This window comes from Gimesia chilikensis (assembly GCF_007744075.1).
Taxonomy (GTDB): Bacteria; Planctomycetota; Planctomycetia; order Planctomycetales; family Planctomycetaceae; genus Gimesia; species Gimesia chilikensis_A.
The window spans coordinates 307,175-322,979 of the sequence record NZ_CP036266.1 but is presented as its reverse complement, the minus strand read 5'-3'; the positions used below and the strand labels follow the sequence as shown (position 1 = coordinate 322,979).

14 protein-coding genes are annotated in these 15,805 nt (G+C 54.3%); 7 read left to right on the top strand and 7 right to left on the bottom strand.

The window, feature by feature from the left end:
• Positions 1–28: 28 nt before the first annotated feature.
• From ilvE to HG66A1_RS01315, 5 genes are all read right to left on the bottom strand, one after another.
• On the bottom strand, positions 29–886 hold the full coding sequence (gene ilvE, locus HG66A1_RS01335) for a branched-chain-amino-acid transaminase (protein ID WP_145180122.1): 858 nt from the start codon (positions 884–886) through the stop codon (positions 29–31).
• 185 nt (positions 887–1,071) lie between these two features.
• Positions 1,072–1,818, bottom strand: coding sequence for an ABC transporter ATP-binding protein (locus HG66A1_RS01330; RefSeq protein WP_197993760.1), 747 nt, complete (start codon positions 1,816–1,818; stop codon positions 1,072–1,074).
• 78 nt (positions 1,819–1,896) lie between these two features.
• Positions 1,897–3,501: an ABC transporter permease gene (locus HG66A1_RS01325; protein WP_145180119.1), complete on the bottom strand. Its 1,605-nt coding sequence runs from the start codon at positions 3,499–3,501 to the stop codon at positions 1,897–1,899.
• Between the two features lie 64 nt (positions 3,502–3,565).
• On the bottom strand, positions 3,566–5,047 hold the full coding sequence (gene lysS, locus HG66A1_RS01320) for a lysine--tRNA ligase (protein ID WP_145180117.1): 1,482 nt from the start codon (positions 5,045–5,047) through the stop codon (positions 3,566–3,568).
• A gap of 208 nt (positions 5,048–5,255) precedes the next feature.
• Positions 5,256–6,074 carry a Nif3-like dinuclear metal center hexameric protein gene (locus HG66A1_RS01315; protein WP_145180115.1) on the bottom strand — a complete coding sequence of 273 codons (819 nt, stop codon included), beginning with the start codon at positions 6,072–6,074 and terminating at the stop codon, positions 5,256–5,258.
• Between the two features lie 173 nt (positions 6,075–6,247).
• Between HG66A1_RS01315 and HG66A1_RS01310 the strand changes: the two genes are divergently transcribed.
• The 5 genes from HG66A1_RS01310 (at position 6,248) to HG66A1_RS01290 (ending at position 10,211) form a co-directional block, all read left to right on the top strand.
• Entirely contained in the window at positions 6,248–6,439 is a 192-nt protein-coding gene (locus HG66A1_RS01310) for a hypothetical protein (RefSeq protein ID WP_145035781.1), read from the top strand.
• Positions 6,440–6,594: 155 nt separating this feature from the next.
• Entirely contained in the window at positions 6,595–7,539 is a 945-nt protein-coding gene (locus HG66A1_RS01305; protein WP_145180113.1) for a type II secretion system protein, read from the top strand.
• Complete coding sequence (locus tag HG66A1_RS01300) at positions 7,539–7,868, top strand: hypothetical protein (protein ID WP_145180111.1); 330 nt, start codon at positions 7,539–7,541, stop codon at positions 7,866–7,868. Before HG66A1_RS01305 ends, HG66A1_RS01300 begins: the two co-directional genes overlap by 1 nt.
• Positions 7,869–7,887: 19 nt before the next feature.
• Positions 7,888–8,994: a hypothetical protein gene (locus HG66A1_RS01295; protein WP_145180108.1), complete on the top strand. Its 1,107-nt coding sequence runs from the start codon at positions 7,888–7,890 to the stop codon at positions 8,992–8,994.
• Positions 8,994–10,211 carry an FG-GAP repeat domain-containing protein gene (locus tag HG66A1_RS01290; RefSeq protein ID WP_145180106.1) on the top strand — a complete coding sequence of 406 codons (1,218 nt, stop codon included), beginning with the start codon at positions 8,994–8,996 and terminating at the stop codon, positions 10,209–10,211. Before HG66A1_RS01295 ends, HG66A1_RS01290 begins: the two co-directional genes overlap by 1 nt.
• Before the next feature lie 7 nt (positions 10,212–10,218).
• Here HG66A1_RS01290 and HG66A1_RS01285 read toward each other — a convergent pair whose 3' ends face one another.
• Both HG66A1_RS01285 and HG66A1_RS01280 read right to left on the bottom strand, forming a co-directional pair.
• Positions 10,219–11,388 carry a glycosyltransferase family 4 protein gene (locus HG66A1_RS01285; protein WP_145180104.1) on the bottom strand — a complete coding sequence of 390 codons (1,170 nt, stop codon included), beginning with the start codon at positions 11,386–11,388 and terminating at the stop codon, positions 10,219–10,221.
• Between the two features lie 89 nt (positions 11,389–11,477).
• Complete coding sequence (locus HG66A1_RS01280; RefSeq protein ID WP_145035768.1) at positions 11,478–12,587, bottom strand: SPFH domain-containing protein; 1,110 nt, start codon at positions 12,585–12,587, stop codon at positions 11,478–11,480.
• A 582-nt stretch (positions 12,588–13,169) separates the two neighbouring features.
• On the opposite strand from HG66A1_RS01280, the gene HG66A1_RS01275 reads away from it, so the two are divergent.
• Positions 13,170–14,270, top strand: a complete 1,101-nt coding sequence (locus HG66A1_RS01275; protein WP_145180102.1) for a peptidylprolyl isomerase — start codon at positions 13,170–13,172, stop codon at positions 14,268–14,270.
• Positions 14,271–14,535: 265 nt separating this feature from the next.
• Positions 14,536–15,774, top strand: a complete 1,239-nt coding sequence (locus tag HG66A1_RS01270; protein WP_145180100.1) for an aminotransferase class I/II-fold pyridoxal phosphate-dependent enzyme — start codon at positions 14,536–14,538, stop codon at positions 15,772–15,774.
• Positions 15,775–15,805 lie beyond the last annotated feature (31 nt).

Sequence of the window (15,805 nt, the reverse complement as noted above, 5' to 3'; positions counted from 1 at the left end):
GTTACCGTCTGCAAGAACCTTCTCCAGTTCAGGAGCGCGTCAGCTGTTTGAACTTTTCATTCAGATCTTTGGTGATCGGTCCTGGCTTGCCTGTCCCGATCTCGCGGCCGTCCAGAGCCACCACCGGGATGACTTCCGCTGCAGAACCGGTCAGGAAGCATTCGTCGGCGACAAAAATGTCATGCCGCGTGAAGGGGGACTGCTCGACCTTGATTCCCGACTCCTCAGCGAGTTTGATTACCGCGTTGCGGGTGATCCCTTCCAGGATGCCGGCATCTACGGGCGGCGTTTTGAGTACGCCGTTCTTGATGATGAAAATATTATCGCCGGTACACTCCGCCACTTCCCCTTTGTGATTGAGCATCAGAGCTTCGATGCAGCCGGCGTCAGTCCCTTCAATTTTGGCGAGGATATTATTCAGGTAGTTCAGCGACTTCACACGTGAGGAAAGCGCTGCCGGATGGTTGCGGATCGTCGCTGCGGTGATGATCTTCAAACCGTCGATATACAGCTGCGGATCATACAGGGAGATATTGTCGGCGATGATAATCACCTGCGGGTTGCTGGTACGACGAATGTCGAGACCTAGAGAACCCGCACCGCGTGTGATTACCAGTCGCACGTAACCATCTTCAATGCCGTTGGCGGCCACAGTCTCATTGACGGCATTGATCATCTCTTCCTTGGAGAGCGGAATCTCCAGGCGAATCGCCAGTGCGCTCTCATAGAGACGGTCGATGTGCTCCTGCATCAGGAAGACTTTTTTACCGTAAACCCGAATCCCCTCAAAGACACCGTCGCCGTAGAGCAGACCATGATCGAAGACACTGATTTTCGCCTCTTCCTTGGGAAGCAGTTTTCCGTCAATATAAACTTGGAGCGACATGTGACTCGGGTACCATTCTCAAACTGGGCCAGAACGCAGCTGGCAGGTTTTGGCGGACTTTCCATCCTGTGCGAGGAATCGGCGAAATCCATTTCAGACAGAAGCATCATACGCTATGCGTATGCCATGGACACTACGCAGGCGACAGCGGTTCAACCCGAACAGCAGATACTGACCGTTTGTATCTAGGCTGATGCCGAGGTGGGATGAGATTTGCCCAGAACCTCGATCTGGCCTTCCGTCAGACGAACTGTTCGATGCGCCTGAGCGGCGATCGCGTTGTCGTGCGTAACCATGATAATAGTGAGCTGATCCTGCTCATTCAAGCTGGTGAGCAGGTCCATAATTTCTTTGCCGGTGCTGCTGTCCAGATTTCCCGTCGGTTCATCGGCCAGCAGGATCTGAGGCTTGGCAATCAGGGCCCGGGCAATCGCGGCCCGCTGCATTTCCCCGCCCGACATTTCCGAGGGACGGTGCTTGATACGGTGCGAGAGACCGACCTTTTCGATGATCTCCAGCGCATCCTGTTTGAACTGTTTTTTCTGCTTCCAGTATTCCCAGGTAGAATAGCGGATCATCAGCGGCGAGAGCACATTTTCCAGCAGGTTCAACTCGGGCAGCAGATGATAAAACTGGAAAATGAAGCCGAAAACCCGGTTACGGATCTGGTCGCGGGCGTGATCGGGCAGATCGTCAATCCGCTGACCTTCGAGGTGAATTTCCCCGATATCCGGGGAATCGAGCAGACCGAACAGATGCATCAGGGTACTTTTACCAGAACCGGACTGCCCCACGATCGACAGGAACTCGGCCTTCTGCACGTCGACATCGATGCCCCGCAGCACAGGCACCTTGTGCTTGTCTTTCCGGTATGCTTTTTCGATGGCGATTGCTGATAACTGTGGATGAGGCATGGAAATCGTCTCGGTCATGAGTTCATACTCGATTAAAACGGATTAGTAACTCTGGTTCAGAACCTGTCGCGGACTGAAGGGGAAGTCAACCATCGGCTATTCGTAACGCAGCGACTCGACCGGATGGAAGCGGGCCGCTTTGCGGGCCGGCAGGATACTTGCCAGAACCGCGATCACCATCGCCCCGACCGCCACCCAGAAGACCATCATCGGCTCGACGTGCGTCGAAATTTCCGGGAAGTAATAGATCCGCTGATCGAAGACCTTCCTCCCGGTGAGCCACGTGATAAACCCTTCTATCTCATTGATATATTCAACAAACAGCAGCCCCACGATCACTCCGACACCACTGCCCACCAGACCTAATGCCAGGCCGTAAGACAGAAAGATCGACATGATACCGTTCGAGCTGGCACCCAGCGCTTTGAGAATGCCAATATCCCGAGTCTTCTCAATCGTGATCATGAAGAAGATCGCCAGGATGCCGAAACCGGCAACGGCAATAATCAGGAACAGCAGCACATTCAGAATCGCCGATTCCACTTCTACAGCGGCCAGCAGTGGTCCCTGCTTGTCTTCCCAGGTACGTATCCTGAACTGACTGGCAGGCAGGGCTTCTTCCAGCTTGCTGACGACCATCGCCGCATCGTCCTGGTTTTTCAGCTTGATCTGAATCGATGTAATCGACCGTTCGCCGCTCTCAGGAGAAATCATCCCGCGGGCTTCCTGCAGGTATTCCAGGTTGCAGAACACCAGGCTGCTGTCGTGCTCGCTCATGTCACTCTTAAACAGGTCGACCACGGTCGCATTAAAGTGTGTTGGCTCAGGTGGATGCCCGGCGGTGACAGTACTGATTTTGATATCATCACCCGGCTTGACGATCTGAAACATTTTCGTTTCGCCGGTCTCTGGATCTTCGTAAGGGAAACTCACCAGACCGTAACCAATATAAACGCGAGCCTTCAAAGGTTCGCTCGGATCCCGAGCTTCTTTTTTATCAAACTGGCTGAAAGGATTGATGGCTTTCCCCTGCTGCTCCGCAAACTGGGGTGCACTGCCCTTTGGCTCAGCAGCCGCATCGAAGGGGGACTCTCCGGAATCCTGGGCAAACTTCGGTTCCGGTTCCGGCTCGAGGGGGACGGACTCCTCGAAGGAGACCTGCTCGTTGCCCTCATCTGCTTCTTCCAGTGGCGGGGGATTGTGATTCCAGCGATCGACCATCCACTGAGCCCGGGTGGTCCACTCCTTACGGTAGGCCATCGCCTCGGGAGACAGATTCCAGTCAGGTACCGTTCCCTCTTTGGTATGCATCAGATATTTGGCCAGCGGACCGACAGTCGCTTTCGTCGCCGGGTCGATGCCGATCAGGGTGACCGGCTTGCTCTGCCACTGAGAACCGTACTGCACGCTGAGCATGGCGTAAATTTCCACCGTGGCTGTCATGCCTTCGATGTCGTTACCCACCGCACGTTGAATGCGGTCTTTAAGCTCTTGCGTGTTCTCTTCGCCATCAAGCGAGTTGGTTTCCACGATCACATCCGCCAGGATCCCCCGCAAGCGGGTTCGCATGTCGGTGCTGAAACCATCCATGACGCTGTTGACGACAATCATCGTCGCGACACCAAGCGTCATACTGATGATGCTGGCCAGCGCAATGTAGCGCGTTTTCAAATATCGCAGGCAAAGTAATGATTTATACATCGGGCCAATCCTTTGGCTGGTTCTCGCCGACACTCAATCCGCTGGTGCCGGTCACATCCCTGGTTTACTCTTTCGGTGCCGGCTGTCCTTCGGGTCGGAGCAGCGGGAAGTAGATCACATCGCGAATGCTGTGACTGTTGGTCAACAACATCACGAGGCGATCGATGCCAATCCCCAATCCTCCGGCCGGCGGCATACCGACTTTCAACGCCTTAATAAAATCTGTATCCATTTTCGCCATCGAGTCTTCTTCGGAAAGTCCCGACAGCTGTGTCTTAAACAGTTCTTCCTGCAGCAGGGGATCGTTCAGCTCGGTATAAGCGTTGGCCAGTTCCATACCGTGGACAAACAGCTCAAACCGCTCTGCGATCTCCGGGTTGTCCTTCTGTCGCTTGGTCAGCGGACAGATGGAGGCCGGGTAGTCGATCACGAAAACCGGACCGGTCAGATGTTCTTCGCAGGTTGCTTCAAACACTTCATTGAGCACCACATCCGGGTGCACATTCTCTGTATCAATGCCATGCTGCTTTGCGACCGCTGCTACTGCAGCCGGATCGTGGGGATCACAGCCTGCATGCTCGCGAACCAGGTCGTAGTACTTTTTTCGTTCCCAGGGACCACTGAAGTCGATGGTCTTGTCTTCGCCCCAGGGCAGTACCATGGTATCGCTGATCGTTTTGACGGCGTCGGTGACGATGGCTTCAGTCAAATCCATCATCGTTTCGTAATTACCGTAGGCCTGGTAAATTTCGATCATGGTGAATTCGGGATTATGAGTGGCGTCAATCCCTTCATTGCGAAACACCCGCCCGATTTCATACACACGCTCTACGCCACCAACCATCAGTCGCTTGAGATGCAGCTCGAGGGCGATCCGCATGTAAAGCTCGATGTCCAGCGTATTATGATGTGTAATGAAGGGACGTGCCGCTGCACCACCGGCAACCGCGTGCAGTACCGGTGTTTCCACTTCATGAAACTTATGACTGCGAAGTGTCTGACGGACGGAATCGATGATCTGACTCCGCTTCAGCATCTTTTCCAGCACGCCTTCGGTATAGATCAGATCGAGCGAACGCTGTCTCAGCAGCAGTTCAACGTCTTTGACACTGTGATGTTTTTCCGGAGGCTGCGCCAGAGATTTACAGAGCACCGTCAGCTCTTTGACGAACACGGAGATTTCTCCGGTCTCAGTCCGACGCAGACAGCCATCGATGCCGATCAGGTCGCCCAGGTCGAGCTGGCCCATCAGCTCCCACTGTTCTTCGCTCAGGTCGCCCCGCGAGAACAGCAGCTGAATTTTTCCAGTCCAGTCTTTGATATCGTAAAACCGCAGTTTACCGGCTTTGCGCCGCAGCATGATCCGCCCGGCGATCCGCACGTCTTCGCCATCAACGCCCGATTCCGCGGGAGCCTGATCGCGTGCGTCTGCAATCGGAATATGACCGTCAAACCGCTGTCCCCAGGGATCGAGTCCCAGGGACTGAATTTTCTCTAATTTTTTGATCCGTTCTGCTTCAAAACGGTTGGTTTTCTCTTTGGACATTGAAATTAAATTACTTGGGTCTATGTAAGCGAGTTTTACTGATATCAGGACACACGCGAGCGGTTTTCCGTTCATCAAGTGTGTCAAATAAGAGAATTTATACGACAGAGAGAGGTGGGATAATGGCGAAATCTGCCGATCAGGTCAATGGCAACCCACTCCGAATATACAAACCACCACCGGGAACAACCGAAATCAAGTACTTCTGTCAGGCCGACTCTCCGTCGCAGTCCCAGCCAAGTGGATCCGATTCCACTTCGCTGGCCCAGATTTTCAGATCCCTGAACTGCTCCTGCAGGAGTTCGGCCATCTGCTCCATCGCGGGACGTTCAGTGGCGTAATGCCCCGGCAGAATCAGTGCCATCCCACGGGAACGGGCTTCCAGGCAGGCATGAAACCGGGCTTCTCCTGTTAATAGCGCCTGGCATTCATGTTTGTGTGCATCTTTGAGGAACTCAGCGGCTGCACCACAGGCAATTCCCATTCGGCGGACCCGCATCTCCGGATCTCCTACAAACTGCAGATTCTCAACTTTCAAAGCCTGTTTAATCAACTGATTGAGCTGTGCCAGTGAGAATTCGGCGGGCAAATCACCAAACCGCCCCGCCCCCTGCGCTTCTGCTGCTGGTTCCGAGCCGGGTTGTGGTCTCAGAATCCCGATGTTTTCCAGCCCCAGCAGACTGGCCAGTTGCCAGTTGATGCCCCGCTCTGCACTGTCGTAGCAGGTATGCGGGCTGTAAACCGAGATTCGTGCCTGGATCAGATCGAGCAGCATTTTTCCCTCAACAGTCGCCGCGGTGATCTGCTGCACGGGACGAAACAGAATCGGGTGGTGACTGACAATCAGATTCGCTCCGGCTGAAATCGCTTCGGCAGCGACATCCGGCGTGAGTGTCAGACAGGTCAGGATTTTCTCGACCTTGAAAGTGGGATCTCCCGTCAGCAATCCGACGTTATCCCAGCTTTCGCCCAGTTCTGGTGGTGCCAGGTTGATCAAATAATCCTGAATGTCCGCGACGCTGGTCATGTGCTCCTGCTCCCAAACGATAGGGAAATTCCCTGTTCCGAACCTGGCTGTGTTCAGCAAAGTTCCTTGTTTTGCTTATCAAATCTGAATTGATCAATGTATCATACAGCACTATACTTAACCAGAACCAAAGCCACGCGTTTCCATTCTGCGAATTTAAGCAAGGTTGGACTATGTCACTGCTTCATCGATTAATCGCTCTTTTCGTGATCGCCTTCGGAGCCTGTATTGTTCTGAACGGACCTGACATTCTGGTCTACCTGATCGCCCAGGCCGCCATCTCGGGGACATTCATCTTTATGTGCCTCAAGAAAGAGCGCGAAATCATCGCGAAACAGAACCAGACCGACGCCGGAACGGAATAATTCCCGCCCCTCGCTCTGCGTAATCCCGAAAAAATCGGTTTCCTGCGCCTGAAGTCTGCCCACAGGCAAGACTTTTACGGCCTGAGTCGGTTAGAATGTGAGTGAATGTTTTGAACGATTCTCACTTTCACTCTAACCAAAAAGTAACCGAACGAATGCTGTTTCCCCAATCCCGCTCACCTTACCCCCCGCAAACTCCTCAATCTGCGCTACAGGCACGCAAACGCGGCTTTACTCTGATTGAGCTTCTCGTTGTCATCGCAATTATCGCCGTTCTGGTGGCCCTGCTACTGCCCGCCGTCCAGCAGGCGCGCGAAGCGGCCCGCATGGCCCAGTGTAAAAACAATCTGCGCCAGATCGTACTGGCCTGTCATATGTATGCGGATTCCAACAGCGGCTACTGGCCTCCTGCTGCCGCAGATGCAGCTGATTATATTAATGGAAATAAGGAACGCTGGCATGGAAAACGAGTGACGTCCAATGGGACCACGAAGTTTAAGCCACATCTGGGACCATTGGCTCCCTACCTGGAGCAGAACGCAGCCATTAAAAAGTGCCCCACCTTTGGTAACTTTGGCGAACATGGAACAGTACCCAATGCATTCGAGGGCGGCGCAGGCGGATACGGTTACAACCAGGCTTACGTGGGAGGGACCAGTTGGAAAAATACTTATGAACTGGCTTCGCAGGTTACGACAAGAATGCATGAAATCGGTAGTCTGGCGCGCACCGTTGCTTTCGCGGATGCTGCTTTAGCTCAGGGCTTTCCCGATCTGCATATTATCGAGTACAGTTTTATCGAACCCCCATTCTTTGTCGATAACTGGGGCTCGCCTTCCTCTTCACCTCCGATACCTCCCACTTTCAAGGAAACATCGGGGCGTCCCGATCCTTCGATTCATTTCCGACACACGGGAACCATTGCCAACATCGGCTGGGCAGATGGACGTGTAACCTCAACCGTCATGTCAGGTACAGGTACTTCTGCCTACGGTGGAGATCCCAAGAAATATCAGCTCGGCTGGTTCGGTCCGATGGACAGTAATATCCTGTTCAACAACAAAGATAAACTGGATTCCGAGATGGGAGGCGTTCAATAATGCGTCGCCTGTTTTCGCTGCTGGCACTCTGCCTGCTCAACACCGGGTGCGCAGAAGAACGTCCCTTTGTCCCCCAACCTTCTGCAGAATACGTCGTCGTCCTCGATGAAAAAGGGACACCGGATAATGTTTTATTCGATCAGTTTTTCAAACAGCAGGACCACGCAGAGGGGGTAAAAGTGATGGTTATCGACAGGCAGGGAAAAGGCCGTGCCCTGATTTCACCGGCCGAGCTGTTAAAACAGAACCCGAATGCCGGTCGGTATCTTGTTTTCAAACACGATGACCCGGAGCGTCCGTTTGATGACCTGCCGGGCGCTTCAAATTAAACACCCAGGAAACGACACCATGAAACGATTGCACTTCATTCCACTGCTCGTGCTGTTCTGCATCGCCGCAGTACCGCTGTCTGCTCAGACTGTTAAAACCATTGCCGGAACCGGCAAGCTCGGGCACTCAGGCGATGGTGGCCCCGCAGTCAAAGCACAAGTGGGAGAACCCTACGGACTGACGCTTGGTCCGGACGGGGCACTCTATGTCTGTGAAATCAAAGGACACGTCATCCGCCGCATCGACGAAGAGACAGGCAAGATCTCAACCGTCGCCGGTTCAACAAAGAAAGGCTACAGCGGAGACGGCGGCCCCGCGCTGGAAGCCAAACTGAATGAGCCCTATGAAGTGCGTTTTGACAAAGCAGGTAACATGTACTTCGTGGAAATGGTCAACAACATCGTCCGCCGCGTTGATGCGAAAACCGGGAAAATCTCGACCGTCGCAGGCACAGGTGAAAAAGGTTTCTCAGGTGATGGAGGCCCTGCCACCAAAGCCACTTTCTCACGCCCCCACTCAATCGCTCTGGATAACGATGACAACCTGTATATCTGCGATATCGGCAATCATCGCATTCGTCGCGTCGACCTGAAGACAGGCATTGTGTCTACGTTCTCCGGAACGGGAGCACGCAAGCCGACTCCCGATGGTGCACCGGTCTCAGGCACACCGCTGAATGGTCCTCGCGCACTGGACTTTTTTGCAGACGGGCAAGGCAAAGGTTCACTGTATCTCGCGTTGCGGGAAGGGAATATGGTTTACCGCATCGATCTGGACAATGGGACTTTACATCACATTGCAGGCACTGGTAAAAAAGGATATACGGGACACGGCGGACCGGCGAAAAAAGCCACACTCTCCGGTCCCAAAGGGATTTCTGTCGCCCCCAATGGAGATATCTACCTGGCGGATACAGAGAGTCACACCATCCGCGTCATTCGTAAAAAAGATGGAACAATTGAAACCGCTGCCGGTGACGGCAAACGGGGAGATGGTCCTGATGGAGATCCCGCCAACTGCCGCATGGCGCGTCCACACGGCGTTTATGTCGGCCCTCAAGGCAATGTCTATATTGGTGACAGTGAAACTTATCGCGTTCGCAAGTTAACAACGGGAAAACAATAATGCATATGCTTCAGCCAGTCTTTCGTCATTGGAATTTCTTTTCTGTCGCCGCCCTGCTGGTCGTGTTGACAGGCACAACCAGTCTGTCAGCCGGGGAAACCTGGCAGCGTCAGGAACTCGATGCGGCGTTCCGTTCGGAAGGCTCTGCCGCGGCTGACGTCAACAAAGACGGTAAGATGGATGTCATCGCCGGTGATGTCTGGTATGAAGCCCCCGACTGGAAAATGCATGAAGTCCGTAAGCCCGGTAAATTCGTAGCGGGCGTCGGCTACAGCGACAGCTTCTGCAACTTCGCCTATGACATCAACCAGGATGGCTGGACCGACTTCATCTACGTCAGCTTTCCCGGCAAGGAGTTCTACTGGTACGAAAACCCGAAGAACAAACCCGGTCACTGGAAAGAACACCTGATCTGGCACAGCATCTGTAATGAAACTCCCAAATTCGCCGACCTCACAGGCGACGGAAAACCCGAACTCATCTTCGGTTCACAGCCCGAAAAACAGATGGGTTACATCGAGATTCCCTCCCCTGACCAGGCGACCAAGAAGTGGGATTTCATTCCGATCAGCAAACCCGGCGATCCGATGGTCAACGGAACGTTCAAATACTACCACGGTCTGGGTGTCGGTGATTTTAACAACGACGGTCGCCAGGATGTGCTCATCCCGCACGGCTGGTGGGAAGCCCCGGAAACACTGGGCGAAGGTCTCTGGGAATTTCATCCTTTCAATCTTACCGCGACCGGAGAAGCCCCGGAAAAGATGGCTGACCTGTACGTGCAGGACCTCGACATGGATGGCGACAACGACATCATCGGCAGCTCTGCCCATGCGTTCGGCGTCTGGTGGTTCGAAAACCTGGACGGTGGTGACTCACCCAAGTTCAAGGCGCACCTGATCGACAAAAGCTATTCACAGACCCACGCCATGCATTTCATCGACATGAATGGTGATGGCCAGAACGACATGGTGACCGGGAAACGGTTCTTCGCACATAACGGCAAAGATCCGGGTGGTAAGGAACCGGTCGTCATGTACTGGTATGAGATCAAGCGTGAAAAGAACAAAGCCCCTCAGTTCATTCCACACAAAATTGAAGCCGGAAATGACACAGGAGTCGGCACCCAGTTCTCAATGTCCGACCTCAACGGCGACGGACGGCCCGATATCGTGCTGTCGAATAAAAAGGGTGTCAATGTGCTGATTCAGAAGTAGTCGCCGACTACTTCTTTTGCTCACGATCATCGAGGACCCGCTGATAGATTTCACGCAATCGGCGGGTCATCGTCTCGTGACGGAACTGATCCGTGAACCGCTCCCGGCCCGTCTGTCCGAAGCGAACGCGTTTCTCAGGATCTGCAGCCAGTTCCGTTAACGCCTGGGCCAGCGGCTCAATCGATTCTGCAGGCAACAGGTAACCGGTCTGTTCTGGAATCACAACTTCCCGCGCCCCATCCACGTCATACGAGACCACCGGCTTACCGGCAATCAGCCCCTGAGGCAACACCCGCGCCAGTCCTTCCCAGACACTGGTATGCACCACGATATCCATCGCATGGATCAGTTCGGGAACCCGTTCCGGGGGAACCAGACCGGCGAAGATAAAGTTCTCAGTCAGCGCCAACTCAGCGATGCGCTGCTCGAATTCTGACCGTAAGATTCCATCTCCGACTAATAGAAACCGAACCTGCGGCTGTGCATCGACCACCTGCCGGGCCGCTTCAATCAGGTACTTGTGCCCCTTTAGATGGAACAGCCGCGCGACCTTGCCGATCACAATGTGCTCAGGTTCAATTCCCAGTTCCCGCCGGACCTCTTCTGGTGGACGCGGGGGTGTGAGAAACGGTTCGACTTCCATCCCACTGTAAACGGTATCGCACAGGTCAGGTGTTGTAATGCCGGCGGCGACATACTGGTCGGTCATCGCATCACAGACGCTGATCAATCGATCGCAGCGGCGGGCCGCCCATTTCTCAGCAGCAATGTAAGCATGATAATTCAAAGGGGACTGACCGAAGTGAAAGGCGGCGCCATGAATGGTATGCACGCAGGGCAGCTTCAGATGCCAGGCGGCAGCGCGTCCCAGGATGCCCGCTTTCGAACTGTGAGTATGAACCAGGTCCGGCTGATAGTCGCGCAGGGCGGCGATCAATTCCCTGTAAGCCAGCCAGTCATTCAGCGGACTGATGCTGCGCAGGAGATGCGGGATGATCTGTAAATCAAAGCCCCCCTGCTCGGCCCGGGGGATCAGTGTGCCTTCCGGACCGGTGGTCGGTCCGGTGATCAGCGAAACCTCGTCGCCGTAATCCCGATACTGATCTTCCACTGTGTAAAGCGTATTCTGCTGCGCACCGCCGATGATCATTCGCGTGATAATGTGTGCTACTCTCACGCGAACACCCGCCTCCGGTCTCGCGGCAGGGAATCATTCCCGTGCCTGTGGAATCTACAATGCATGGCCTGCTGACTGCACCTTCTCTGCTAACTGGCTGGCGGCGGTGGAGGAGGTGTAGCTGCCTGGAAGAGTGCCGCCAGCTGGGGAACCTGCCCCGCAGGTAACCAGCCCGACATGCCGGCTGACCAGACCTGGGTGTTGGCGGTGATCTGCCCCTTGGCAATTCCGTCCGAAATGACTTCCAGCGCAAACGGCCCTTGCGACTGCCCGTTCGCAGCGATGTGCCAGGCTGCCGGCGGTGGAGGGGGTGGCGACATCGGTCCGGGTGCACCGGCTCCTCCGGGTTGCATCATCCGGTTGGCCATCGCAAAACCCATGCCCAGTCCCATCCCATCCGCAGCGCCACCTCCGGCGGGGTTCTCGGCAGCTGAGAGCATCGCCTGCCCCATCTGGTACTGCTGGAACTGGTTCATATCGCCGATGACTCCCATGCTGGTTCGCGTATCGAGCGCCTTCTCGACACTCTCCGGCAGGGAGATATTCACGATCAGCATCTGGGGCACTTCCAGCCCGTATTCATCGTCAATGCGTTCGTTGACCAGCTTTTTCAACTCGAGCGAAATTTCGGTGTATTTGGAAGCCAGATCCAGGGCCGCGTATTTCGACTCTCCCAGGAGATCAGCGAAGGAACTGATGATGATCGACCGCAGGAGCTCATTGATTTCGTTGGAATGAAACTCGGAATCGGTGCCCACCAGTTCCTTGACCAGAATCCGGGGATCGTTGGCTTTGAGCGAATAATTCCCGAATGCCCGCAGACGGATGGGTCCGAATTCCGGGTCCCGCAGCATGATCGGATTGGGAGTTCCCCACTTCAGGTCTGTGATCTGAGTCGTGTTGACGAAGTAGACTTCGGATCGAAACGGGCTGTTAAAACCATGTTTCCAGCCCTGCAGCGTTGCCAGAATCGGCAGGTTGTCTGTTGTAAGCTGGTAATGGCCTGGCTCGAAGACGTCGGCCACCTGTCCGCGATGCACAAACAGGGCCATCTGCCCCGGTCGTACGATCAGCTCGGCTCCATTTTTGATTTCATTCTGATACCGGGGAAAACGCCAGGTCAGGGTATGCTTGGAATCATCGATCCACTCGATGATATCGACCAGCTCTCCCCGCAATTTATCCATCCAGAATCCCATATTGATCTCCCCTGTCTGCTCTCTCGCTGTTTAATTTATCTGATCGGTTGAAAGGTCAATGAGAATCGCGGGCCACGAATGGGCCGCTCACCTGATTGTACCCCTCTGTCAACTTGGCCCGCAATCAAAGAAATCGCTGACCGACTGAATATTCTCGAATCAGGCGCCTCACAGAGCAAAAATCCTGCCCGACGCTGTCCTCGCTCTGATTCGAGACTGGAATCGACTCCAGTAGTGCCTGTGCAGAAAAACGCACACCGATGACTTTTGGCTCAAAAAACAGCGATATTTCTGGTGAAAAAGGTGAAAAAACACCTGCTTTTCCGCTCCAATAAATTGCTGTTGACCTGTTTCGTTGAAAGTTTTACATTTCCGCCGCGCTCTTATGGTAGAGCTTGAGACAAGGAAGTTTCGTAAATCTTCTGACGAATCAGTATCAACGTGATTGATGACTCCGCAAACGTTTCCTCGCGATCCGCAGACCCAAAGGATCCTGGAACCCGGCCAGGAGAGCCGGTGGGGGTGAACTCAGGCAATCACATGATCCACTCGCGTCGGATACAAAAATGGAGATTTTAAGCAATGGGCGAACCAACCCCAAACCCGCATGCGACCCAGACCAAGACTAAATCAAAACGGAAAATCATCTTTTTCGCAGCCGGTACCGGACTGGTTCTTCTCGCTGGCGTCCTCTTTTTCCAGACCTTCAACGCCAAAACCGGTTCTGCCGGAGAAGACAAATCCGCTGGCAAAGTACGCCTCTCAGGTAACCAGCCCGCCGTTCGCAGCCAGCCCGTTGCGAAAGTCGGCAGTGTCGTTATCACCGAAGATGAACTGGCCCGCGAATGTATCGCCCTGTATGGTCCGGAAGTTCTGGAAAACGTAATCAACCGTGCCGTCATCGAACAGGCTTGTCAAAAAGCCGGCGTGACTGTTGAACAGGCTGAAGTTCACGCTGAAGTCGAGAAAATCGCCAAGCGTTTCAACCTGGATACCAAAACCTGGTACGACATGCTGCAGGCAGAACGGAAAATGAACCCCAGCCAGTATCGCCGTAATGTTATCTGGCCGATGCTGGCCCTGCGGAAACTGGCCGGGCAGCAGACTCACCTGACACAGGCTGAAGTCCAGAAAGCCTTCGTTCGCGATTACGGCCCCCGGGTCAAAGCCCGCATGATCATGATGGACAACCTGCACCGCGCTCAGAAAGTCTGGGATGACGTGAAACGGAACCCCGCCGACTTCGAACGCAAAGCACGCGATTTCTCCATCGAACCTAACAGCCGTGCCCTGGGTGGTGCTATCCAGCCGATCCCACAGTACTCTGATAACGAAAGTCTCTGGAAAGCAGCCTTCAAACTGAAAGAAGGCGAAATCTCCGGAATCATTCAGATCGGTCCCAGCCGGTATGCCATCCTGATGTGCGAAGGACACACCGATCCGGTCGTTACCAACATCGAGGAAGTCAAAAGCCAGCTGATCGAACAGCTGACTGAAGAACAGACTCAGGAAGCTGTTGCCCGGGTCTTCGCCAAGCTGAAAGAAGAAACCCGTGTCGACAATTACATTACCAACACCGTGACCGGTGGTGTTTCCCAGACATCGGGGACCAACTTCGGACAGAATCCGGTACAGCAGGCCATTCCCAGCCCCACACAGGGACTGAACCGTCCGACTCGCTAAGAGTGGATTCGGCCTGAATATTCTCCTGTAAGAGAACCAGTTCACCCCGGCGCGTGTCAGTCCTGCCTTACTGACACGCGTTTTTTCGTGTCCTGCTGCGTTCTGTGAAAAATTACTCATATTCCGCAGGCGCATTTTTCAGGACAATCGCGTAAAATGGCAGAGGTCAGGCCAGGGCCATCGCCTCCGGTGGAAGCGAATGGAACAGACAGCCCCTGGATGACAGTAGACAAATATTCCATGTATTACAGGTAGTGTTTTCATTATGCGTGGCGAATCCGAAGTTCCCTCTTCAGATGACGGTTTTACCATCCCGGTTGCTGAACGAGTAAAGCGTTTACCCCCATACCTTTTCGGAAAAATTAACAAGCTGAAATACCAGAAACGGGTGGCGGGAATCGATGTCATCGATCTGGGTATGGGGAATCCCACAGACCCGCCGGATCCGCTGATCGTTGAGAAAATGTCCGAAGCACTCGCTGATCCGCGGAACCACCGCTATTCAGTCGCGAACGGAATTGCCAACCTGAGAAAAGAAGTGACGGCCCGTTACTGGAAAAAATATGGTGTCCGACTCGATCCCGACTCCGAAGTCGTGACCTGTATCGGATCTAAAGAGGGCTTCAGCCACATGTGCCTGGCACTGATGGGCCCCGGGGACACTGCCATCGTGCCGTCCCCCTCGTTCCCGGTCCACGTCTATGCCGTGATGCTGGCTGCAGGTAACGTGATTGAACTCGACGTCCGCGAGCCGGATCAATTCCTCTCGAACATCGCTTACACTTGCGAACACCTGTATCCCAAACCCAAGGTCGTTGTGGTCAACTTCCCCCACAATCCGAGCGCGACCGTCATTGAACAGGATTTCTATGTCGAGCTGGTCCGCCTGGCCCGCAAGTACTCTTTCATGGTGATCAGCGACTTCGCTTACGCCGACATCTGCTTCGATGGCTATAAGGCTCCCAGCTTCCTCGCTACTCCCGGTGCCACAGACGTCGGCGTTGAATTCACAACTATGAGTAAAGGCTTCAGCATGGCTGGCTGGCGTATCGGCTTCTGCTCAGGCAACTCGGAAATGGTGCGGGCACTCTCCACCATTAAAGGCTACTACGACTACGGCCTGTTTCAGCCGGTTCAGATTGCAGCCATCGTCGCCATGCGGCACTGTGAAGCCGCCGTCGACAGTATCGCCGCCGAGTACCAGCAGCGACGGGATGTCTTCTGTGATGGCCTGGAACGCCTGGGTTGGGAAATTGAACGTCCAAAAGCCGGCATGTTCATCTGGGCCAAGATTCCAGAACCCTGGGCACAGATGGGCTCAATCGACTTCGCCATGAAACTGCTGGACGAAGGAGGCGTTGCTGTCAGCCCCGGACGTGGATTCGGTGAAGACGGCGAAGGCTACCTGCGGATGGCCATCGTCGAGAATTCCCAGCGACTGCGGCAGGCCGTCAAGCAGATCGGCAAAGTCATGAAGTCGGAAGAAATCGCCGCCAACAAGTAAACAACGGGCCGCGCACTCTGATTCCAACGGG